Below are 20715 nucleotides of genomic sequence, written 5' to 3' on the forward strand. Positions count from 1 at the left end.
GAACAGAAAACCCGTTGCCTTGCGGCAGCGGGTTTTTTTTATCGCAGCGATAGCCCAGGAAGAGTGCTAAAACGCCCTTTCGGTGTTAGCGTAACAACAAAAGGTTGTTATGCTTGAAATAGGGCACTGTGAACCCCATAAGTACGTAATCATGATGAATGAGACTGGCTGATAATCCGTCCGTAAGGTTACAATCAGTACAGCAGGTGTTTTCAATTTTGATCCAGGAGACGGAAATGTCATACAGTGGCGAACGAGATAACTTTGCACCCCATATGGCTCTGGTGCCAATGGTTATTGAACAGACCTCACGTGGTGAGCGTTCTTTTGATATCTATTCCCGTCTGCTCAAGGAACGCGTTATCTTTCTGACCGGCCAGGTGGAAGACCACATGGCTAACCTGATCGTTGCGCAGATGCTGTTTCTGGAAGCGGAAAACCCGGAAAAAGACATTTACCTGTACATTAACTCCCCGGGTGGCGTGATTACAGCAGGAATGTCGATTTATGACACCATGCAATTCATCAAGCCTGATGTAAGCACTATCTGTATGGGTCAGGCTGCATCTATGGGCGCATTCCTGTTAACAGCAGGGGCGAAAGGTAAGCGTTTCTGCTTGCCAAATTCCCGCGTGATGATTCACCAGCCGCTGGGCGGTTACCAGGGGCAGGCGACGGATATCGAAATCCACGCCCGCGAAATTCTGAAAGTAAAAGCGCGCATGAATGAACTTATGGCGCAGCATACGGGTCAACCACTCGAGCAGATCGAGCGCGATACCGAGCGCGATCGCTTCCTCTCTGCTCCAGAGGCAGTTGAGTACGGCTTAGTCGACTCCGTGTTGACCCATCGTAATTGATGCCCGCGACGCGAGTGTGCCGCTATACTAAGGTAGGGCGGCACGCTGCTGATTGCAGCTTGCGTCTTAGAATGGCATTTGCGTCGTCATGTGCGGCACAAAGAACTTAAAAAGAGGTTTGGACTCATGACAGATAAACGCAAAGATGGTTCGGGCAAACTGCTGTACTGCTCTTTTTGCGGCAAAAGCCAGCATGAAGTGCGTAAACTGATTGCCGGGCCGTCCGTGTATATCTGCGACGAATGTGTCGATTTATGTAACGACATCATTCGCGAAGAGATTAAAGAAGTCGCACCGCACCGTGAGCGCAGCGCGCTACCAACGCCGCATGAAATTCGTCATCACCTTGACGACTACGTCATCGGACAGGAGCAGGCCAAGAAAGTGCTGGCGGTAGCGGTCTATAACCACTACAAACGTCTGCGTAACGGCGACACCAGCAATGGCGTAGAACTGGGTAAAAGTAACATTCTGCTGATCGGCCCAACCGGTTCCGGTAAAACGCTGCTGGCTGAAACCTTGGCGCGTCTGCTTGATGTTCCGTTCACGATGGCGGATGCCACCACCCTGACCGAGGCCGGTTATGTGGGTGAGGACGTCGAAAACATCATTCAGAAACTGCTGCAGAAGTGCGATTACGACGTACAGAAAGCCCAGCGCGGGATTGTGTACATCGATGAGATCGACAAGATCTCCCGTAAATCTGACAACCCGTCCATTACCCGTGACGTATCGGGTGAAGGCGTACAGCAGGCACTGCTGAAGCTGATTGAAGGTACGGTTGCTGCCGTTCCGCCACAGGGTGGTCGTAAACATCCGCAGCAGGAGTTCCTGCAGGTTGATACCTCCAAGATCCTGTTCATCTGTGGTGGCGCGTTTGCTGGTCTGGACAAAGTCATCTCCCACCGTGTTGAAACCGGCTCCGGCATTGGTTTTGGCGCAACGGTGAAAGCAACGTCCGAAAAACCAAACGAAGGCGAACTGCTGTCTCAGGTTGAACCGGAAGATCTGATCAAATTCGGTCTGATCCCTGAATTCATCGGCCGTCTGCCGGTTGTGGCAACGCTGAATGAACTGAGCGAAGACGCGCTGATCCAGATCCTGAAAGAGCCGAAAAATGCGCTGACCAAGCAGTATCAGGCGCTGTTCAATCTGGAAGGCGTTGATCTGGAATTCCGCGACGAAGCGCTGGATGCTATTGCCAAGAAAGCGATGGTCCGTAAAACCGGTGCCCGTGGTCTGCGTTCAATTGTTGAAGCGGCACTGCTCGACACCATGTACGATCTTCCGTCGATGGAAGACGTTGAGAAAGTGGTGATTGACGAATCCGTCATTAGCGGTCAAACCAAGCCGCTGCTGATTTACGGCAAACCGGAAGCGCAGCAGGCATCTGGCGAATAATTAACCAAATCATACAAGCAGTTAATCAAAAAGGGGGGATTTTATCTCCCCTTTACTTTTTCCGTATTCATAGCGTTGAATGTGTGGGAAACATCCCCATATACTGGATACATGTTAATGGTTATGTGAAGCACAGTGACATGACCAGCTTACCTGGCGGACACTAACTAAGAGAGAGCTCTATGAATCCTGAGCGTTCTGAACGCATTGAAATCCCCGTATTGCCGTTGCGCGATGTGGTGGTTTATCCGCACATGGTCATACCCTTATTTGTAGGGCGGGAAAAATCTATCCGTTGCCTCGAAGCCGCCATGGATCATGATAAAAAAATCATGCTGGTCGCGCAGAAAGAAGCATCAACGGATGAGCCGGGTGTAAACGATCTTTTCACCGTCGGGACCGTGGCCTCTATTTTGCAGATGCTGAAGCTGCCTGACGGCACCGTGAAGGTGCTGGTAGAAGGCCTGCAGCGTGCGCGTATTACCACTCTGTCAGATGACGGCGAACACTTCTCTGCAAAGGCAGAGTACCTTGATTCGCCTGAGCTTGATGAGCGCGAACAGGAAGTCCTGGTTCGCACCGCGATTAGCCAGTTTGAAGGCTATATCAAGCTGAACAAGAAAATTCCACCAGAAGTGCTGACGTCGCTGAACAGCATCGACGATCCTGCGCGTCTGGCGGACACCATCGCTGCGCATATGCCGCTGAAGCTGGCTGACAAGCAGTCCGTGCTGGAAATGTCCGACGTTAACGAACGTCTGGAATACCTGATGGCGATGATGGAGTCTGAAATCGATCTGCTGCAGGTTGAGAAGCGCATTCGCAACCGCGTCAAAAAGCAGATGGAGAAATCTCAGCGTGAGTACTATCTGAACGAGCAAATGAAGGCCATTCAGAAAGAACTGGGCGAGATGGACGACGCGCCGGACGAAAACGAAGCGCTGAAGCGTAAGATCGACGCGGCGAAGATGCCGAAAGAGGCGAAAGAGAAGGCTGAAGCAGAACTGCAGAAGCTGAAAATGATGTCTCCAATGTCGGCTGAAGCGACCGTTGTACGCGGCTACATTGAGTGGATGGTGCAGGTTCCGTGGAACGCCCGCAGCAAGGTCAAAAAAGACCTGCGTCAGGCGCAGGAAATCCTGGATACCGACCACTACGGTCTGGAACGCGTGAAAGACCGCATTCTTGAGTACCTCGCGGTACAAAGCCGTGTAAACAAAATTAAAGGCCCAATTCTGTGCCTGGTGGGGCCGCCGGGGGTGGGTAAAACCTCTCTGGGTCAGTCCATCGCCAAAGCGACCGGACGTAAGTATATCCGTATGGCGCTGGGTGGCGTACGTGATGAAGCGGAAATCCGCGGTCACCGCCGTACCTACATCGGTTCTATGCCGGGTAAACTGATCCAGAAGATGGCGAAAGTGGGGGTTAAAAACCCGCTGTTCCTGCTCGATGAGATCGACAAGATGTCGTCGGACATGCGTGGCGACCCTGCGTCTGCGCTGCTGGAAGTGCTTGATCCAGAACAGAACGTAGCGTTCAGCGATCACTACCTGGAAGTGGACTACGACCTGAGCGATGTGATGTTCGTGGCGACCTCCAACTCCATGAACATTCCGGCCCCGCTGCTGGACCGTATGGAAGTGATCCGTCTCTCCGGTTATACCGAAGATGAGAAGCTGAACATCGCTAAGCAGCACCTGCTGCCGAAACAGATTGAGCGTAACGCGCTGAAAGCCAACGAGCTGACCGTCGAGGACAGCGCGATTATCGGCATCATTCGCTACTACACCCGTGAAGCGGGCGTGCGTAGCCTTGAGCGTGAAATCTCGAAACTGTGTCGTAAAGCGGTGAAACAGCTGCTGCTGGATAAGAGCCTGAAGCACATTGTGATTAACGGCGACAATCTGCATGCCTATCTCGGCGTTCAGCGCTTCGACTACGGTCGAGCGGACAACGAAAACCGCGTTGGCCAAGTGACCGGCCTGGCATGGACGGAAGTGGGCGGCGATCTGCTGACCATCGAAACCGCCTGTGTCCCGGGCAAAGGCAAGCTGACCTACACCGGCTCTCTGGGTGAAGTGATGCAGGAATCCATCCAGGCAGCGCTGACCGTGGTGCGCGCGCGCGCGGAGAAACTGGGTATCAACCCTGATTTCTACGAAAAACGCGACATCCACGTGCACGTTCCGGAAGGGGCGACGCCGAAAGATGGCCCAAGCGCGGGTATTGCGATGTGTACCGCTCTGGTTTCCTGCCTGACAGGAAATCCGGTGCGTGCCGATGTGGCAATGACCGGTGAAATTACGTTGCGTGGTCAGGTTCTGCCGATTGGTGGTTTAAAAGAAAAACTGCTGGCGGCACACCGCGGTGGGATCAAAACCGTATTGATCCCTTACGAAAACAAACGCGATCTGGAAGAGATTCCGGACAATGTGATTGCCGACCTGCAGATCCATCCTGTGAAGCGAATTGAGGAAGTTCTCAGTCTCGCACTGCAGAATGAACCCTCCGGAATGCAGGTTGTAACAGCAAAATAGTGACCTCGCGCAAAGAGCGTCAATAAAAACAAGGCTGGTAAGTCATTTCGCACTTGCCAGCCTTTTTTTGTATAGCTAATTTAGATTGCTGATTAGGTCCGTCATCAACAACGGGTGTTGTAAGGTCATGGCAGGCCTGATATAACTGCTGCGCGGTCGCGTTGTGAAGGATTCAGGCGCGATATAAATTATAAAGAGAGGAAGAGAACAGTGAATAAATCTCAACTGATTGACAAAATTGCTGCGGGTGCTGATATTTCTAAAGCTGCAGCTGGACGTGCGTTAGATGCCTTAATTGCTTCTGTTACTGAATCTCTGCAGGCTGGGGACGACGTTGCACTGGTAGGTTTCGGTACTTTTGCTGTTAAAGAGCGTGCTGCCCGTACTGGCCGCAACCCTCAGACCGGTAAAGAGATCACCATTGCTGCTGCTAAAGTGCCGGGTTTCCGTGCAGGTAAAGCGCTGAAAGACGCAGTAAACTGATTGCTTTCCCGTTTCAGGGAAGCCGGAAAGTACAAGGGCGCATCATTTGATGTGCCTTTTTTGTTTGTCCAGACCTGATTTGTGCGAGTTTATGCGAGTTGTGGGCTGACAATCGCCCCGTTTTCTTGTCACAATACGCCTTCACGCGCGACGGGCAGGATTTTCCGTCAGCGTCAGGTAACCAGTCACCTACAGCGGAGTGTTGTTACACCATGATGGACAGCTTACGCACGGCTGCTAACAGTCTCGTGCTCAAGATTATTTTCGGTATCATTATCGTGTCGTTCATATTGACCGGCGTGAGCAGTTACCTTATTGGCGGTGGCGCAAACTATGCCGCAAAAGTGAATGGCCAGGAAATCAGCCGTGGTCAGTTCGAGAATGCTTTTGCCGGTGAACGTAACCGTATGCAGCAACAGCTGGGCGACCAATTCTCTGAACTGGCGGCGAACGAAGGGTACATGAAGACCCTGCGCCAACAGACACTGAACCGTCTTATCGACGAAGCGCTGCTTGATCAGTATGCCAAAAAACTGGGCCTTGGCATCAGCGATGAGCAGGTGAAAAAAGCCATCTTCTCCACGCAAGCCTTCCAGTCTAACGGTAAATTCGACAACGCGCGTTACAACAGCATCGTCAATCAAATGGGGATGACGGCCGACCAGTACGCTCAGGCGCTGCGTAACCAGCTGACCACCCAGCAGCTCATCAATGCCGTCGTGGGCACCGATTTCATGCTCAAAGGTGAAACGGATGAACTGGCCGCGCTGGTGGCGCAGCAGCGTGTTGTACGCGAAGCGACCATTGATGTGAACGCCCTGGCGGCGAAACAGCAGATGAGCGACGCTGACGTCAACGCTTACTACGAGCAGAACAAGAATTCCTTTGTTTCTCCAGAGCAGTTCCGCGTGAGCTACATCAAGCTGGATGCGGCCGCGCTGCAGGAAACCGCGTCTGATGCTGAAATCCAGTCTTACTACGATCAGCATCAGGATCAGTTCACTCAGCCGCAGCGTAACCGCTACAGCGTAATTCAGACGAAAACCGAGGCTGATGCTAAAGCGGCGCTGGATGAGCTGAGCAAAGGCGCTGATTTCGCGACCGTTGCGAAAGCGAAATCCACCGACATTATCTCTGCGAAAAACGGCGGTGATATGGGCTGGCTGGAAGATGCGACCACGCCTGACGAGCTGAAAAATGCCGGTCTGAAAGAGAAAGGCCAGCTTTCTGGCGTCATTAAGTCTTCCGTTGGTTTCCTGGTCGTGCGTCTGGACGACATCACCGCGGCGAAAACCAAGCCGCTGGCTGACGTTCGTGATGATATCGCGGCGAAAGTGAAACAGGAAAAAGCGCTGGATGCCTACTACGCGCTGCAGCAGAAGGTAAGCGATGCTGCCAGCAACGACAACGAATCTCTGGCAGGCGCAGAGCAGGCGGCTGGCGTGAAGGCGGTTGAGACAGGCTGGTTTGGTCGTGACAACCTTCCGGAAGAGCTGAATTTCAAACCGGTTTCCGATGCCATCTTCAACGGTGGTCTGGTGGGCGAGAACGGTACGCCGGGCAGTAACTCTGACATCATTACCGTCGACGGCGATCGTGCGTTTGTGTTGCGCGTCAGCGAGCACAAGCCAGAAGCGGTCAAACCGCTGGCGGAAGTGAAGGATCAGGTCGTCGCTCAGGTTAAGCACAACAAAGCGGAACAGCAGGCGAAACTGGATGCTGAGAAGATTCTGTCCGATCTGAAAGCGGGTAAAGAAGACGCGCTGAAAGCAGCTGGCCTGAGCTTCGGTGAAGCGAAAACGCTGAGCCGTACCGGCCAGGACCCAATCAGCCAGGCCGCGTTTGGTCTGACTCTGCCTGCGAAGGACAAGCCAAGCTTTGGTACCACCACCGATACGCAGGGTAACGTCGTTCTGCTGGCGCTGGATGAAGTGAAAGCCGGTACCCTGCCAGAAGCGCAGAAGAAAGCTATGGTTCAGGGGATTACCCAGAACAATGCTCAGATTGCCTTCGAAGCCATGATGAGCAACCTGCGTAAAGAAGCCAAAATCAAGCTGGGTGATGTAATGACTCAGCAGCAGTAATTACGTGTCTGCTCGCAGATTTTCGTAACGCTCTGCAAAAACTAAAGGCCGCTTTCGCGGCCTTTTCCATTTCTGCAATCTGCTGTTTGTGCCGGTTTTAACTGGCGGCTATCGTGACGTGGCTGTCAACAAACAAGGAGATAACAGCATGAAATGTGGAATCAAAGCACTGTTAATTACGCTGGCTATTGCCACCACCGGGATGAGCGCGGGCGCGCTGGCGGCGACGCCTGCTGCCAAAGCACAGGCTACGCAGAGCAAGGCCGATGCGGCAGCGCCGGTGCAAGGGCAAACCAAAGCGACAGATGCCGGTAAAAATGCGGATGATGACGGTACGCGGGTCAGTATCAATTCGGCCTCAGCGGAAGATCTCGCCCGTGCGTTGAACGGCGTGGGCCTGAAAAAAGCGCAGGCCATCGTCAGCTACCGCGAAGAGTATGGTCCTTTCAAAACGGTCGATGATCTCAAGCAGGTGCCGGGCATGGGCAGCGCGCTGGTTGAGCGCAACCTCTCACACCTGAAGCTGTAATTACGCAATTTCTTGCACTGCGGCAAAATTTTGCCAGGATAAAGAGGTCATACCAGTTATGACCTCTCTTCCTACAATAACAGTAAAGGCTATTGCGCTATGCAGACAAAAATCAAAGTACGCGGTTTTCATCTCGACGTTTATCAGCATGTGAACAATGCTCGCTATCTTGAGTTTCTTGAAGAAGCGCGCTGGGACGGGCTGGAAAACAGCGAAAGCTTTCAGTGGCTGACCGCGCACAACATCGCGTTTGTGGTTGTCAATATCAACATCAACTACCGCCGTCCAGCCGTGCTGGGTGATGTGCTCACGGTCACCAGCCAGGTGCAACAGATCAATGGCAAAAGCGGGGTCTTAAGCCAGGTGGTGACGCTCGATCCAGAAGGGCAGGTGGTCGCAGATGCGTTGATCACGTTCGTCTGTATCGATCTGAAAACGCAGAAAGCGCTGCCGCTGGAAGGGGAATTGCGGGAAAAGCTGGAGTTGATGATCGCTTAGAAAGGTTGTCTTTTATAAAAGACAAAAGGATTTTTCAGGGATAGAATAATGGATAGGGACTATGTCGTTGAACGCTACCGGACCCGTGACGGGAAAGTACCGTTTGAGGAGTGGGTAGCCAGAATGAATCGAAGGGATCCGGATATGGTTTTCCGGATCCTTATGCGGATTAACCGCGCGATAAAACGTAATTTTGGCGATTACAGGTATCTCAGGGAAGGTGTTTGGGAGATGCGAGTCGACAGTGGCCCCGGCTACAGAATCTATTTTTCAGTAGAGAATCGGCAGGTTTTATTGTTACTGATCGGTGGTGACAAAAAGAGCCAAAAAGCGGATATCAAACTGGCAATAGATTACTGGAAAGATCATCAAACAAAAGGACATTCCTATGAGCGCCACTGAACGAAAATATTCGAGCTCCGTTAGCCACCATGATGCTGTTGTGAAAATGCTGCGAGAGAATCCTTCCTACGCTCAGCGTTATCTGCAAACAGCCTTGGAAGAGATCTATGAAGAGCAGGGAATCCCTGCCTATCTCATTGCACTCCGTCAGGTCATTGAAGCGCGAGGCGGTATTGGAGAAATTTCTGCCAAAGCAGGTCTGTCCCGTCAGCAGCTATACCGAACCTTATCAGACAACGGCAACCCAACGCTGACAACGCTGATGAAAGTCACCCGTGCTGCCGGTGTGAAATTATTCGACAGCACGGTCAAATAACCCTATTTAAGACCGGTCTTTTTCTGCATCGCGGCCATCACGCCGGATTTATCGGCAAGATAGTGGTTCAGCCCGTTAGCGCGCAGATTACAGGCCGCACACTGGCCGCAACCGTCGCCTTTGATGCCGTTATAGCAGGTGAGCGTTTCGTTGCGAACAAGGTCCAGCTTGCCCCAGTAGTCCGCCAGCGCCCAGGTTTCGGCTTTATCCAGCCACATGAGCGGAGTTTCAAAGCGCGTCTCTTTCGCCATCCCCAGATTGACGGCGTGGTTTAATGCTTTTACGAACTCATCACGACAGTCCGGGTAGCCGGAGAAGTCGGTCTCGCACACGCCCGTGATCACCGCTTCGGCTTTTACCTGGTAGGCGTAGATCGCCGTCAGAGTCAGGAACAGGATATTACGGCCCGGCACGAAGGTATTTGGAATGCCGCTGGCATCGGGTTCATAGTCTGGCACAGGAATACTGTCGCGGGTGAGGCTGCTCACGGCCAGTTCATTTAACAGCGTAACGTCCAGCACCTTGTGCGCGCGTGCGCCCAGTTTCAGGGCAAGTTCACGGGCAACGTCGATTTCAGCGCGATGACGCTGACCATAATCGAAAGTGACACAGTGAACTTCATCGTACTGATGAAGGGCCTGGACCAGGCAGGTAGTAGAGTCTTGTCCTCCGCTGAACACGACGACGGCACGTTTCATAAATCATCTCGACTGTTACGGTAAAAACGTTATGTTACCGTCTGACCACGACGGCGACCAGCTTCTTCACGATTTGGGCGCGGGCAACCAGGCTTCGGTAAAGTCAAACCAGCCGCGGGTGTTGAGGCGTATACCATTCACGCCAGGCGGAGCACTGATTTGGTATTGATAATTAAAGAGTGGCGTCAGCACCGCACTCTCCATTAGCCGGTTAAAGATGGCTTGCAGTCCCGCGTGTCTATCCCGAGCCTCGGCCTGAGTCTGTACCGCATCCAGCGTGGCTTGCAGATGGGCGTAAGCCGGTGCGCTAAGAACGTGCGGCCAGAGGGCATCGCAGCGCAGCCACTGTTCAAGCGTATATTCCGGCGCTTCGCCAATCAGCCTGTCCCCCATCATGATGTCTGCATCGGCAAGCTCCAGGCATCCGTCCCACGTCTTGGCGTCGTGAAAGATGACGGTCAGTTCACACCCCTGTAGCGCCAGGTATGCCTTCAACTGGCTGGCCATGGTGTGAAGCTCAACAGGGAGATGGTAAACCAGCGTCAACGCTTCAGGGAGGGTGACGTCCGATAAATCAGGCCATTCGGGGATTGTCCAGTCGGGAAGCAGTTCCTGGGTGGGTGTGATGAGCCCTTCGTTTAGCGGAAGTGTGTGAAGAAGCCTGGAGAGATGAATGATATTGATAAGCCGCTTTGCCTGGATCTCACTCAGGTGCGCGCTCTGTTTTAGCGTGAGGTAACAGAACCCCAGGCTGGTGCTGCTGCTTACCAGCCGCAGACTTTCCAGCTCGTCGGCCTCGCCGATCGCGATTTGCACCGGGTGGCGACAGCTGGTGCCCAGGCTGTAATCAAAAAGCTGGGGAGTGATCCAGTATTCGATGGCTTTGAGCAGCGGATGGCTCAGGTGATACTGCTCATGGCTTTCCAGACGAACCAGGTCGGGCTCAAAGGCGGCCAGCCGAAACGGGCCACTGCCAACCACAGGATGGTCGGGATGCGCCAGACGGCTGCAGTAGGTTGCCAGCCTGTGCGGCAGCCAGTAGTCCGGTTGATGCAGCCTAAACGTCAGACACTGTGGATGCGTTGTTTCAATACATAAGACGCTCTGAAACAGAGTGCGCAGGGCGGGAAGCGTCAACAGCGCTGTCAGACTTCGCTGGAGTTGCGCCGTTTCTATTTTATCGCCGTTATGCCAGTGCAGGGTGGAGCGAATGTAGAAATGCCAGCGCAGGCCGTCAGCAGAGACATCCCAGTGATGCGCCAGATCGCCCGTAGGTTCACTGCTATTACCGTTAAAACGCGTCAGGCCTGAGAAGACCTCTCCCGCCAGATGCTGCTCTGCCCGGCCCGGTAAAAAACCCGGCTGAAGCGGCTCCAGCGAGCGATAGTAGGGGATGCGCAGCGTCGGCGTGTCGTTTTGCCACTGCCCGCCCAAAAAAGGATGCAGCAATGACCGCAGCGCTTCAGGGGCAAGCTGCGCCAGTTCCAGCGCGTTATGCTGCTGCCCGCTTTTCAGCGCTTCTTCCATCATCGCATTGCGCAGTGACTCCGGGGCGACATGGAACGTTAGCTCACCGCGCTTACCGCGGCCAGACTGCGCTCGCCAGCTGAGCCAGCCCGCCTCCTGGGCCTGGCGCAGTAGGGTTCGGACATGCCGCTCGCTACAAAAACAGCGGGCGGCCAGCTCGCTGATGGTGACCTGTTGCGTTGCACCCTGAGAAGGCTGCCAGAGGCGGTGATACTGGTTGAGTCGATTGAGCTGGCGCATAAGAAACCCGGAACAATAATTTTCATCTATTCACTATTACTTCCGTATATCTCACACGATACTGTTGCACAAGTTAACCGCATCACATTTCGGGAGTAATCATGGCTCGGCTCGCTGCATTTGATATGGACGGTACGCTGTTAATGCCGGATCACCGTTTAGGGGAAAAAACCCTGAACACGCTGAAGCGCCTGCGCGAGCGTGATGTCACCCTGACGTTTGCCACTGGCCGCCATGTGCTGGAGATGCGCCATTTGCTGGGCGCGTTTTCCCTCGACGCCTTTCTAATTACCGGCAACGGGACGCGAATTCACTCCGTAGAAGGTGATGTGCTGCACCGGCAGGATCTCAACCCGGAAGTGGCGGACATCGTGCTGCACAGCACCTGGGACACGCAGGCCAGTATCCACGTCTTTAACGATCGGGGCTGGTTTACCGGACGTGAAATTCCTGAACTGCTGCACGCGCATGTATACAGCGGTTTCAAATATCAGCTTATCGATCTGCGTCGGATCCCCGCTCATGCGGTAACCAAGATCTGCTTCTGCGGCGATCATGACGATCTGTGTCGCTTACGGATTCAGCTGAATGAGGCGCTGGGTGACCGGGCGCACCTTACTTTCTCGGCGGTGGATTGTCTGGAAGTGCTGCCGGTGGGTTGTAACAAAGGCTCCGCTCTGGCGGTGCTGAGCGACCACCTGGGCTTAACGCTGAAGGAGTGTATGGCGTTTGGTGACGCCATGAACGACCGCGAAATGCTGGGTAGCGTAGGTCGCGGTCTGATCATGGGGAATGCGATGGCGCAGCTGAAAGCAGAACTTCCCCATCTGCCGGTTATTGGCCACTGCCGCAATGAAGCAGTGTCCCATTTTTTGACGCATTGGCTGGACAACAACAATCTCCCGTATTCCCCCGAATAGTGAGACCCTTCCAGCAAGCCAGACTTCGGTCTGGCTTTTTTTATTTCACCAGTTCTGCAATCTGCGCTTTCCACGGAGCGATATCGCCGATGTTGGCCTGCACCCACTCCGCGTTGTAGTAAGTTTCAAGGTAGCGTTCGCCGCTGTCGCACAGCAGCGTGACGATGGAACCGGTACGGCCCTCTTCGCGCATACGGGCGGCAAGCTGCAGTGCGCCCCACATATTTGTGCCCGTCGATGCGCCCACTTTGCGGCCCAGCTGCGTTTCCAGCCAGTGCGCCGTTGCCACGCTTGCGGCATCCGGCACGCGCATCATCTCATCCACGACGTCGGGGATGAAAGAGGGCTCCACGCGCGGGCGGCCAACCCCTTCAATTTTACTGCCCACCGGGCTGCGCAGCTCCGCATTGCGGTTTTGCCAGTAGTCGAGGAACACGGAGTTCTGCGGGTCAACCACCATCAGTTGGGTATCGTATCCCTGACAGCGGATGTAGCGTCCAATCGTGGCTGACGTGCCGCCGGTACCGGCGCTCATGACGATACAGGACGGAACCGGATGCGGTTCGTGGGTCATCTGGCGGAAAATACTGTCGGCAATGTTGTTATTGCCGCGCCAGTCGGTCGCGCGCTCGGCGAAGGTGAACTGGTCCATATAGTGACCGTTCAGCTCACGGGCCAGCATTTCGGAGGCGGCGTAGATTTCGCAGGCGCTTTCCACAAAGTGGCAGCGTCCGCCGTAAAATTCGATCTGTTCGATTTTGCGTTTTGCGGTGCAGGACGGCATTACCGCGATAAACGGCAGGCCCAGCAGGCGGGCGAAATAGGCTTCGGACACCGCCGTTGAACCGGACGAAGATTCAATAATAGTGGTGCCTTCTTTAATCCAGCCGTTACATAAACCGTATAAAAACAGCGAGCGCGCCAGGCGATGCTTCAGGCTACCGGTGGGATGGGTGCTTTCATCTTTCAGATAGAGCTGAATGCCGTCAAATCCCGGCAGGGAAAGGCGAATCAGGTGCGTATCCGCCGAGCGCTGATAGTCGGCATTGATTTCGCTGATCGCATGTTTAACCCAGGTGCTATTCATCATCGTTATCCGTTTGTCATTTTGTGCCTAGGATAGCGAAAAGCACAGAAAAAATTGTTGCTATCTGGCCTTTAAAATAGAATGAAGAGAGAAAAATTTTCTCTTTGAGGTGGGTATGCTAGATAAAATTGACCGCAAGCTCCTTTCATTGCTGCAAAATGACTGTACCCTCTCTTTGCAGGCGCTGGCAGATGCCGTTAATCTGACCACCACCCCGTGCTGGAAGCGGCTTAAGAAGCTGGAAGATGACGGCATTCTTCTGGGGCGCGTCGCGTTGTTAGATCCCGAAAAACTGGGGCTTGGGCTGACGGCATTTGTGCTGATAAAAACCCAGCATCACAGCAGCGAGTGGTATTGCCGCTTCGTCACTCAGGTGTCTGAGATGCCCGAGGTGCTCGGTTTCTGGCGTATGGCCGGAGAGTATGATTACCTGATGCGCGTCCAGGTGGCCGACATGAAGCGCTATGATGATTTCTACAAGCGGCTGGTGAACAGCGTTCCGGGTTTGTCGGACGTCACCTCAAGCTTTGCCATGGAACAGATTAAATACACCACAGCATTACCCATTGAATAACTTCGTAAAATACCTTCAGGAACAAACCGCGTGCGATTATTTGCCCAACTAAGCTGGTACTTTCGTCGGGAGTGGCAACGCTACCTCGGTGCAGTCGCCCTGCTTATTATTATTGCCATCCTGCAGCTGATCCCGCCGAAAGTGGTGGGGTACGTCGTGGATGGCGTCACCGAGCAGCATTACACCACCGCACGGGTGTTGATGTGGGTCGGCACGCTGGTGCTGACGGCGGTCATTGTTTATCTGCTGCGCTACGTCTGGCGCGTGCTGCTGTTTGGTGCGTCCTATCAGCTGGCCGTTGAGCTACGTGAAGATTTTTACCGCCAGCTGAGCCGACAGCATCCCGAATTTTATCTTCGTCATCGCACCGGGGATCTCATCGCCCGCGCGACGAACGACGTCGATCGCGTGGTCTTTGCCGCCGGGGAAGGAGTGCTGACGCTGGTGGACTCGCTGGTGATGGGCTGTGCGGTGCTGATCGTGATGTCCACGCAGATCAGCTGGCAGCTGACCCTGCTCGCCCTGCTGCCGATGCCGATCATGGCGCTGGCGATCAATCGCTATGGCGAACAGCTGCACGAGCGCTTCAAGCTGGCGCAGGCGGCGTTTTCGTCTCTGAACGATCGCACCCAGGAGAGCATGACCAGCATCCGCATGATCAAAGCGTTTGGCCTGGAAGACCGTCAGTCTGCGCTGTTTGCCGCCGATGCGGCAGACACGGGGGCGAAAAACATGCGCGTCGCGCGTATCGACGCCCGTTTTGACCCGACGATTTATATCGCAATCGGCATGGCAAATATGCTGGCGATTGGCGGCGGAAGCTGGATGGTGGTGCAGGGCACGCTTACCCTGGGGCAATTGACCAGCTTTGCGATGTATCTGGGGCTCATGATCTGGCCGATGCTGGCGCTGGCCTGGATGTTTAACATCGTGGAGCGCGGCAGCGCTGCCTACAGCCGCATTCGCGCCATGCTGGCCGAAGCACCGGTGGTCATCGACGGTAGCGAGGCCGTACCGGAAGGGCGCGGCGTCATGACCGTCGACGTCCGCAAGTTTGTCTATCCGCATACGGAGCATCCGGTGCTGGAGAACGTCAGCTTTACGCTTCAGCCGGGCCAGATGCTGGGGATCTGCGGCCCGACGGGATCCGGCAAAAGTACCGTGCTCTCTCTGCTTCAGCGCCACTTTGACGTCACCGAGGGCGATATCCGCTTTCACGATATCCCCCTGACCAGACTGCTGCTGGACGAGTGGCGCGGTCGACTGGCGGTCGTCAGCCAGACGCCGTTTTTATTTTCGGACACCGTGGCAAACAACATTGCCCTGGGACGCCCCGGGGCGACGCAGGAAGAGATTGAACATGTGGCGCGTCTGGCCAGCGTTCATGATGATATTTTGCGTCTGCCGCAGGGGTACGAAACGGAAGTCGGGGAACGCGGCGTTATGCTGTCCGGCGGGCAAAAGCAGCGTATATCGATTGCCCGCGCGCTGCTGCTGAATGCTGAAATTCTGATCCTGGATGATGCGCTTTCCGCCGTGGACGGCCGTACCGAGCATCAAATTCTGCATAACCTGCGCCAGTGGGGCGACGGGCGCACGGTGATAATCAGCGCCCACCGTTTGTCTGCGCTCACCGAAGCCAGCGAAATTGTGGTCTTACAGCACGGGCACATTGCCCAGCGCGGGCAGCATGAAACGCTTGCCGAGCAGCCGGGCTGGTATCGCGATATGTACCGCTATCAACAGCTTGAGGCGGCGCTGGACGATGCGCCGGAGCAGGATGAGGAGGCCGCCAATGCGTAAGCTCGGAACGATGTGGCCAACGCTCAAACGTCTGCTGGCCTACGGCTCGCCGTGGCGTAAACCGCTCTCCGTGGCCGTGCTTCTACTCTGGATAGCGGCGATTACTGAAGTGAGCGGTCCGCTGCTCATCAGCTATTTTATCGACAACATGGTCGCGAAAAGCTACCTTCCGCTGGGGCTGGTGGCGGGCTTAGGCGTGGCCTACGTTGGCCTGCAGCTGGCGGCGGCAGGGCTGCACTATGCGCAGTCGCTGCTGTTTAACCGCGCAGCCGTGGGCGTTGTTCAGCAGCTGCGTACGGATGTGATGGACGCGGCGCTTCGCCAGCCGCTCAGCGAGTTTGACATCCAGCCGGTCGGGCAGGTGATTTCGCGCGTGACCAACGATACCGAGGTGATCCGCGATCTGTACGTTACCGTGGTCGCGACGGTGTTACGCAGCGCGGCGCTGATTGGCGCGATGCTGGTGGCGATGTTCAGCCTCGACTGGCGCATGGCGCTGGTGGCGATCACCATCTTCCCGGCGGTGCTGATTGTCATGGTCATTTACCAGCGCTACAGCACGCCGATTGTGCGTCGGGTGCGCGCGTATCTGGCCGACATTAACGATGGCTTCAACGAAGTGATCAACGGCATGAGCGTCATCCAGCAGTTCCGCCAGCAGGCGCGCTTTGGCGAACGCATGGGGGAAGCCAGCCGTTCGCACTACATGGCGCGTATGCAGACGCTGCGGCTTGATGGTTTCCTGCTGCGTCCGCTGCTGAGCCTTTTCTCGGCGCTGGTGCTTTGCGGGCTGCTGATGCTCTTCGGGCTGAGCTCAAACGGTACGATTGAAGTGGGCGTGCTGTACGCGTTTATTAGCTATCTGGGGCGCCTTAACGAACCGTTGATCGAGCTTACCACCCAGCAATCGATGCTGCAGCAGGCGGTTGTCGCCGGTGAGCGCGTGTTTGAGCTGATGGACAGGCCGCGCCAGGCCTACGGCAATGACGAGCGACCTCTGCAAAGCGGGACTATCGCCTTTGATAACGTCTCGTTTGCCTATCGCGAAGACAGGCTGGTGCTGCAGGACATCACGCTTGACGTTCCGTCGCGCGGTTTCGTGGCGCTGGTGGGGCATACCGGCAGCGGTAAGAGCACGCTTGCCAGCCTGTTGATGGGCTATTACCCGGTCACGCACGGCGAAATCCGCCTCGACGGGCGCCCGCTTGCGTCTCTCAGCCACACCGTGTTGCGTAAAGGCGTCGCGATGGTGCAGCAGGATCCGGTCGTGCTGGCCGATACCTTCTATGCCAACGTGACCCTGGGGCGAGACTACTCCCAGGAGCAGGTCTGGGACGTGCTGGAGAAAGTGCAGCTGGCAGAGCTGGCGCGCGGGTTTAGCGATGGGATCAATACCAAACTGGGCGAGCAGGGGAACAATCTCTCCGTCGGGCAAAAGCAGCTCCTGGCGCTGGCGCGGGTGCTGATTGAAACGCCGCAGATACTGATTCTGGATGAAGCGACGGCCAGTATTGACTCCGGTACCGAGCAGGCCATCCAGCAGGCGCTGGCCGCCGTACGCGACCATACGACGCTGGTGGTGATTGCCCACCGTCTTTCCACCATCGTCGAAGCAGACACTATTCTGGTGCTACATCGCGGACAGGCCGTTGAACGCGGTACGCACCGTGAACTGCTGGAAGCAAAAGGGCGCTACTGGCAGATGTACCAGCTGCAGCTGGCGGGCGAGGAGCTGGCGGCCAGCGTGCGTGATGAAGAGTCGCTTAGCGCCTGATGCACCAAAATGAGGCGACGCGCTAACAGTCATTCCTGTTGGTGCAAAACTGAAACGCACCCTGCACCGGCATGGTGCGTTTTTTTTCGCCTGTTTGATTATTACGGCCGCGTAATGCTCTGTGCGCCGCCGTTCCCCCTCGTTTTCATTTCTGGCACACCCCTTGCAATACCTTCTGCGTAAGCTGCGGCCATTACCGAATTCTGACTGGAGGGGATCTATGAAGCTGGTTACGGTTGTAATCAAACCATTCAAACTCGAAGACGTGCGTGAAGCGTTGTCTTCCATGGGTATTCAGGGACTGACTGTCACCGAAGTGAAAGGCTTTGGTCGTCAGAAGGGTCATGCCGAGCTTTATCGCGGGGCGGAATACAGCGTTAACTTTCTGCCAAAAGTAAAAATTGATGTCGCGATTGCTGACGATCAGCTTGATGAAGTCATTGATGTCATTAGCAAAGCGGCCTATACCGGCAAAATTGGCGACGGCAAAATTTTCGTTGCCGAACTGCAGCGCGTCATTCGCATCCGTACCGGCGAATCTGACGAAGCGGCATTGTAAATAACGCCTGGCACACAGTGATAGGGATCGAGAAAATGAAGATAGCAACACTTAAAACGGGTCTGGGTTCGCTGGCTCTGCTGCCGGGCCTGGCGCTGGCTGCTACCCCTGCGGTGGTCGACAAAGCCGATAACGCCTTTATGATGATCAGCACCGCGCTGGTGCTGTTCATGTCAATTCCGGGCATTGCGCTGTTCTACGGCGGCCTGATCCGTGGCAAAAACGTTCTCTCCATGCTGACGCAGGTTGCCGTGACGTTCGCACTGGTCTGCGTCCTGTGGGTGGTTTACGGTTACTCGCTGGCGTTCGGTACGGGCAACGCGTTCTTTGGTAACTTCGACTGGGTGATGCTGAAAAATATTGAGCTGACCGCGCTGATGGGCAGTTTCTATCAGTACATCCACGTTGCGTTCCAGGGCTCCTTCGCCTGTATTACCGTCGGGCTGATTGTGGGCGCGCTCGCCGAGCGTATTCGTTTCTCTGCCGTGCTGATCTTCGTGGTGGTCTGGATGACGCTCTCCTATGTGCCGATTGCGCACATGGTCTGGGGTGGCGGTCTGCTGGCAACGCACGGCGCGCTGGACTTCGCGGGCGGTACCGTTGTACACATCAACGCCGCGGTAGCGGGTCTGGTGGGTGCCTACCTGATTGGTAAACGCGTGGGCTTCGGTAAAGAAGCGTTCAAACCGCACAACCTGCCGATGGTGTTTACCGGTACGGCTATCCTCTACTTTGGCTGGTTTGGCTTCAACGCCGGCTCGGCAAGTGCTGCAAACGAAATCGCCGCGCTGGCCTTCGTGAACACCGTTGTGGCGACGGCGGGTGCAATCCTCTCCTGGGTGTTTGGCGAGTGGGCGGTACGCGGCAAACCTTCTCTGCTGGGTGCCTGTTCGGGTGCCATTGCCGGTCTGGTTGGCATTACGCCAGCGTGTGGTTATGTCGGCGTGGGTGGCGCGCTGCTGGTCGGCCTGGTGTCCGGTCTGGCGGGTCTGTGGGGCGTGACCGCACTGAAACGTGTGCTGCGCGTTGATGACCCATGCGATGTGTTTGGCGTGCACGGCGTGTGCGGCATCGTAGGTTGTATCATGACCGGTATCTTTGCCGCGAAGTCGCTCGGTGGCGTGGGCTACGCAGAAGGCGTGACCATGGTTCATCAGGTGCTGGTGCAGCTGGAAAGTATTGCAATCACCGTTGTCTGGTCTGCCGTTGTGGCCTTCATTGGCTATAAGCTGGCGGATATGACGGTGGGTCTGCGCGTACCGGAAGAGCAGGAGCGCGAAGGTCTGGACGTCAACAGCCACGGCGAGAATGCGTATAACGCATAATAAACAGCAAAACGGCAACCTTTGGTTGCCGTTTTTAATGTGTATTCCCTCTCCCCGTGGGAGAGGGTCAGGGTGAGGGCATCAGGCCGTACAAGGCAAAAGCAAAACGGCAACCTTTGGTTGCCGTTTTTAATGTGTATCCCCTCTCCCCGTGGGAGAGGGTCAGGGTGAGGTCATCAGGCCGCACACAATCACCCGCGATTACGCATCACCCCTTCCTGCACCGTAGACGCGACCAGCACGCCGTCCTGAGTATAAAATTCCCCGCGCACAAACCCGCGCGCGCTCGACGCTGACGTACTCTCCACGCTGTAAAGCAGCCACTCATTCATGTTGAACGGGCGGTGGAACCACATGGAGTGATCGATCGTCGCGACCTGCATCCCTTTTTCCAGGAAACCAACCCCGTGCGGCTGCAGCGCCACCGGCAGGAAGTTGAAATCTGACGCATAGCCGAGCAGATACTGATGCACGCGGAAATCTTCCGGCACGGTCCCGTTGGCACGGATCCAGACCTGGCGTTTCGGCTCGGCGGCATGGCCTTTCATCGGGTTGTGGAACTCAACCGGGCGGATCTCCAGCGGCTTATCGCAGAGAAACTTCTCTTTGACCTGCGGCGGAAGCAGATGCGCCAGCGCGCGGGCGATATCCGTCTCTGATTTTAAAGAGTCGGGCGACGGAGCCGGGGGCATCACTTTTTGATGCTCATAGCCGGGTTCCGGCGCCTGGAAAGAGGCGGTCATGTAAAAGATCGGCTTGCCGTTTTGAATGGCTGCTACGCGGCGCGCGCTGAAGCTGTTGCCGTCTCGCAGGACTTCAACGTCATACACAATCGGTTTTGCGCTATCGCCAGGGCGTAAGAAGTAGCTGTGGAATGAATGCACCAGACGGTCTGCCGGGACAGTCTCCTTTGCTGCGTACAGAGCTTGTCCAACGACTTGCCCCCCGAAGACCTGGCGTAAGCCGAGATCTTCGCTCTGTCCGCGAAAGAGTCCTTCCTCAATTTTTTCCAGATTCAGTAATGTCAGCAGATTGTTCAGTGCCTGACTCATAGTTGTCCTCAATAAACGCCGTAGCGAAAGATAGGCAGAGTATAAC

At 55.4% G+C, this 20715-nt stretch carries 19 protein-coding genes; 15 read left to right on the forward strand and 4 right to left on the reverse strand.

Going from position 1 to position 20715, the window contains the following annotated elements; all coding sequences use genetic code 11:
• Positions 1 to 236 precede the first annotated feature (236 nt).
• The 9 genes from clpP to NWV12_RS04750 all read left to right on the forward strand — a co-directional run bounded on the left by clpP (position 237) and on the right by NWV12_RS04750 (position 9110).
• Entirely contained in the window at positions 237 to 860 is a 624-nt protein-coding gene (gene clpP / locus NWV12_RS04710) for an ATP-dependent Clp endopeptidase proteolytic subunit ClpP (protein WP_010428105.1), read from the forward strand.
• 126 nt (positions 861 to 986) lie between these two features.
• Positions 987 to 2261, forward strand: a complete 1275-nt coding sequence (gene clpX, locus NWV12_RS04715) for an ATP-dependent protease ATP-binding subunit ClpX (protein ID WP_048975532.1) — start codon at positions 987 to 989, stop codon at positions 2259 to 2261.
• Positions 2262 to 2443: 182 nt separating this feature from the next.
• On the forward strand, positions 2444 to 4798 hold the full coding sequence (gene lon / locus NWV12_RS04720) for an endopeptidase La (RefSeq protein WP_023334706.1): 2355 nt from the start codon (positions 2444 to 2446) through the stop codon (positions 4796 to 4798).
• Between the two features lie 210 nt (positions 4799 to 5008).
• Positions 5009 to 5281, forward strand: coding sequence for a nucleoid-associated protein HU-beta (hupB, locus tag NWV12_RS04725; protein WP_002444653.1), 273 nt, complete (start codon positions 5009 to 5011; stop codon positions 5279 to 5281).
• Between the two features lie 212 nt (positions 5282 to 5493).
• A complete protein-coding gene (gene ppiD, locus NWV12_RS04730; protein ID WP_048978939.1) occupies positions 5494 to 7365 on the forward strand; it encodes a peptidylprolyl isomerase in 1872 nt (623 codons plus the stop codon).
• Between the two features lie 148 nt (positions 7366 to 7513).
• Positions 7514 to 7894 (forward strand): helix-hairpin-helix domain-containing protein, encoded by a 381-nt coding sequence (locus NWV12_RS04735; RefSeq protein WP_048978938.1) that lies wholly within the window; start codon positions 7514 to 7516, stop codon positions 7892 to 7894.
• Positions 7895 to 7993: 99 nt separating this feature from the next.
• Positions 7994 to 8392 (forward strand): YbgC/FadM family acyl-CoA thioesterase, encoded by a 399-nt coding sequence (locus tag NWV12_RS04740; protein ID WP_024906822.1) that lies wholly within the window; start codon positions 7994 to 7996, stop codon positions 8390 to 8392.
• Between the two features lie 48 nt (positions 8393 to 8440).
• A complete protein-coding gene (locus NWV12_RS04745) occupies positions 8441 to 8794 on the forward strand; it encodes a type II toxin-antitoxin system RelE/ParE family toxin (protein ID WP_047061239.1) in 354 nt (117 codons plus the stop codon).
• Positions 8781 to 9110, forward strand: coding sequence for an addiction module antidote protein (locus tag NWV12_RS04750; protein ID WP_048978937.1), 330 nt, complete (start codon positions 8781 to 8783; stop codon positions 9108 to 9110). The genes NWV12_RS04745 and NWV12_RS04750 overlap by 14 nt, the downstream gene beginning before the upstream one ends.
• 2 nt (positions 9111 to 9112) lie before the next feature.
• On the opposite strand, the gene queC is transcribed toward NWV12_RS04750, so the two are convergent.
• Positions 9113 to 9808: a 7-cyano-7-deazaguanine synthase QueC gene (gene queC, locus NWV12_RS04755; RefSeq protein WP_045143097.1), complete on the reverse strand. Its 696-nt coding sequence runs from the start codon at positions 9806 to 9808 to the stop codon at positions 9113 to 9115.
• 66 nt (positions 9809 to 9874) lie between these two features.
• Positions 9875 to 11575, reverse strand: coding sequence for an SgrR family transcriptional regulator (locus NWV12_RS04760; RefSeq protein ID WP_048978936.1), 1701 nt, complete (start codon positions 11573 to 11575; stop codon positions 9875 to 9877).
• A gap of 101 nt (positions 11576 to 11676) precedes the next feature.
• On the opposite strand from NWV12_RS04760, the gene cof reads away from it, so the two are divergent.
• Positions 11677 to 12495: an HMP-PP phosphatase gene (cof, locus tag NWV12_RS04765; protein WP_047061242.1), complete on the forward strand. Its 819-nt coding sequence runs from the start codon at positions 11677 to 11679 to the stop codon at positions 12493 to 12495.
• A 40-nt stretch (positions 12496 to 12535) separates the two neighbouring features.
• Here cof and NWV12_RS04770 read toward each other — a convergent pair whose 3' ends face one another.
• The gene (locus NWV12_RS04770; protein ID WP_232056990.1) at positions 12536 to 13585 is read right to left on the reverse strand and encodes a PLP-dependent cysteine synthase family protein; all 1050 of its coding nucleotides are present in this window, start codon (positions 13583 to 13585) and stop codon (positions 12536 to 12538) included.
• 112 nt (positions 13586 to 13697) lie between these two features.
• Between NWV12_RS04770 and NWV12_RS04775 the strand changes: the two genes are divergently transcribed.
• The 5 genes from NWV12_RS04775 (at position 13698) to amtB (ending at position 19617) form a co-directional block, all read left to right on the forward strand.
• Entirely contained in the window at positions 13698 to 14156 is a 459-nt protein-coding gene (locus tag NWV12_RS04775) for an Lrp/AsnC family transcriptional regulator (RefSeq protein WP_023310581.1), read from the forward strand.
• 30 nt (positions 14157 to 14186) lie between these two features.
• Positions 14187 to 15959 carry a SmdA family multidrug ABC transporter permease/ATP-binding protein gene (locus tag NWV12_RS04780; RefSeq protein ID WP_033144778.1) on the forward strand — a complete coding sequence of 591 codons (1773 nt, stop codon included), beginning with the start codon at positions 14187 to 14189 and terminating at the stop codon, positions 15957 to 15959.
• The gene (locus tag NWV12_RS04785; protein WP_101744446.1) at positions 15952 to 17733 is read left to right on the forward strand and encodes a SmdB family multidrug efflux ABC transporter permease/ATP-binding protein; all 1782 of its coding nucleotides are present in this window, start codon (positions 15952 to 15954) and stop codon (positions 17731 to 17733) included. The genes NWV12_RS04780 and NWV12_RS04785 overlap by 8 nt, the downstream gene beginning before the upstream one ends.
• Positions 17734 to 17953: 220 nt before the next feature.
• Positions 17954 to 18292: a P-II family nitrogen regulator gene (gene glnK, locus NWV12_RS04790; protein WP_008503304.1), complete on the forward strand. Its 339-nt coding sequence runs from the start codon at positions 17954 to 17956 to the stop codon at positions 18290 to 18292.
• Between the two features lie 35 nt (positions 18293 to 18327).
• Entirely contained in the window at positions 18328 to 19617 is a 1290-nt protein-coding gene (gene amtB, locus NWV12_RS04795) for an ammonium transporter AmtB (protein ID WP_023310584.1), read from the forward strand.
• A gap of 191 nt (positions 19618 to 19808) precedes the next feature.
• Here amtB and tesB read toward each other — a convergent pair whose 3' ends face one another.
• The gene (tesB, locus tag NWV12_RS04800) at positions 19809 to 20669 is read right to left on the reverse strand and encodes an acyl-CoA thioesterase II (protein WP_039263948.1); all 861 of its coding nucleotides are present in this window, start codon (positions 20667 to 20669) and stop codon (positions 19809 to 19811) included.
• Positions 20670 to 20715: the final 46 nt, after the last annotated feature.

The sequence above is a fragment of the Enterobacter sp. Crenshaw genome (assembly GCF_024734705.1).
In the GTDB taxonomy this organism is placed as follows: Bacteria; Pseudomonadota; Gammaproteobacteria; order Enterobacterales; family Enterobacteriaceae; genus Enterobacter; species Enterobacter asburiae_B.

Excerpts from the sequence above, each read along its gene's own strand:
- tesB (WP_039263948.1), bottom strand. The coding sequence starts at position 20,669 with ATGAGTCAGGCACTGAACAATCTGCTGACATTACTGAATCTGGAAAAA.
- NWV12_RS04775 (WP_023310581.1), top strand. The coding sequence starts at position 13,698 with ATGCTAGATAAAATTGACCGCAAGCTCCTTTCATTGCTGCAAAATGAC.
- NWV12_RS04740 (WP_024906822.1), top strand. The coding sequence starts at position 7,994 with ATGCAGACAAAAATCAAAGTACGCGGTTTTCATCTCGACGTTTATCAG.
- amtB (WP_023310584.1), top strand. The coding sequence starts at position 18,328 with ATGAAGATAGCAACACTTAAAACGGGTCTGGGTTCGCTGGCTCTGCTG.
- NWV12_RS04770 (WP_232056990.1), bottom strand. The coding sequence starts at position 13,585 with ATGATGAATAGCACCTGGGTTAAACATGCGATCAGCGAAATCAATGCC.
- glnK (WP_008503304.1), top strand. The coding sequence starts at position 17,954 with ATGAAGCTGGTTACGGTTGTAATCAAACCATTCAAACTCGAAGACGTG.
- ppiD (WP_048978939.1), top strand. The coding sequence starts at position 5,494 with ATGATGGACAGCTTACGCACGGCTGCTAACAGTCTCGTGCTCAAGATT.
- queC (WP_045143097.1), bottom strand. The coding sequence starts at position 9,808 with ATGAAACGTGCCGTCGTCGTGTTCAGCGGAGGACAAGACTCTACTACC.
- clpX (WP_048975532.1), top strand. The coding sequence starts at position 987 with ATGACAGATAAACGCAAAGATGGTTCGGGCAAACTGCTGTACTGCTCT.
- NWV12_RS04745 (WP_047061239.1), top strand. The coding sequence starts at position 8,441 with ATGGATAGGGACTATGTCGTTGAACGCTACCGGACCCGTGACGGGAAA.
- cof (WP_047061242.1), top strand. The coding sequence starts at position 11,677 with ATGGCTCGGCTCGCTGCATTTGATATGGACGGTACGCTGTTAATGCCG.
- lon (WP_023334706.1), top strand. The coding sequence starts at position 2,444 with ATGAATCCTGAGCGTTCTGAACGCATTGAAATCCCCGTATTGCCGTTG.
- NWV12_RS04750 (WP_048978937.1), top strand. The coding sequence starts at position 8,781 with ATGAGCGCCACTGAACGAAAATATTCGAGCTCCGTTAGCCACCATGAT.
- NWV12_RS04735 (WP_048978938.1), top strand. The coding sequence starts at position 7,514 with ATGAAATGTGGAATCAAAGCACTGTTAATTACGCTGGCTATTGCCACC.
- NWV12_RS04785 (WP_101744446.1), top strand. The coding sequence starts at position 15,952 with ATGCGTAAGCTCGGAACGATGTGGCCAACGCTCAAACGTCTGCTGGCC.
- NWV12_RS04760 (WP_048978936.1), bottom strand. The coding sequence starts at position 11,575 with ATGCGCCAGCTCAATCGACTCAACCAGTATCACCGCCTCTGGCAGCCT.
- clpP (WP_010428105.1), top strand. The coding sequence starts at position 237 with ATGTCATACAGTGGCGAACGAGATAACTTTGCACCCCATATGGCTCTG.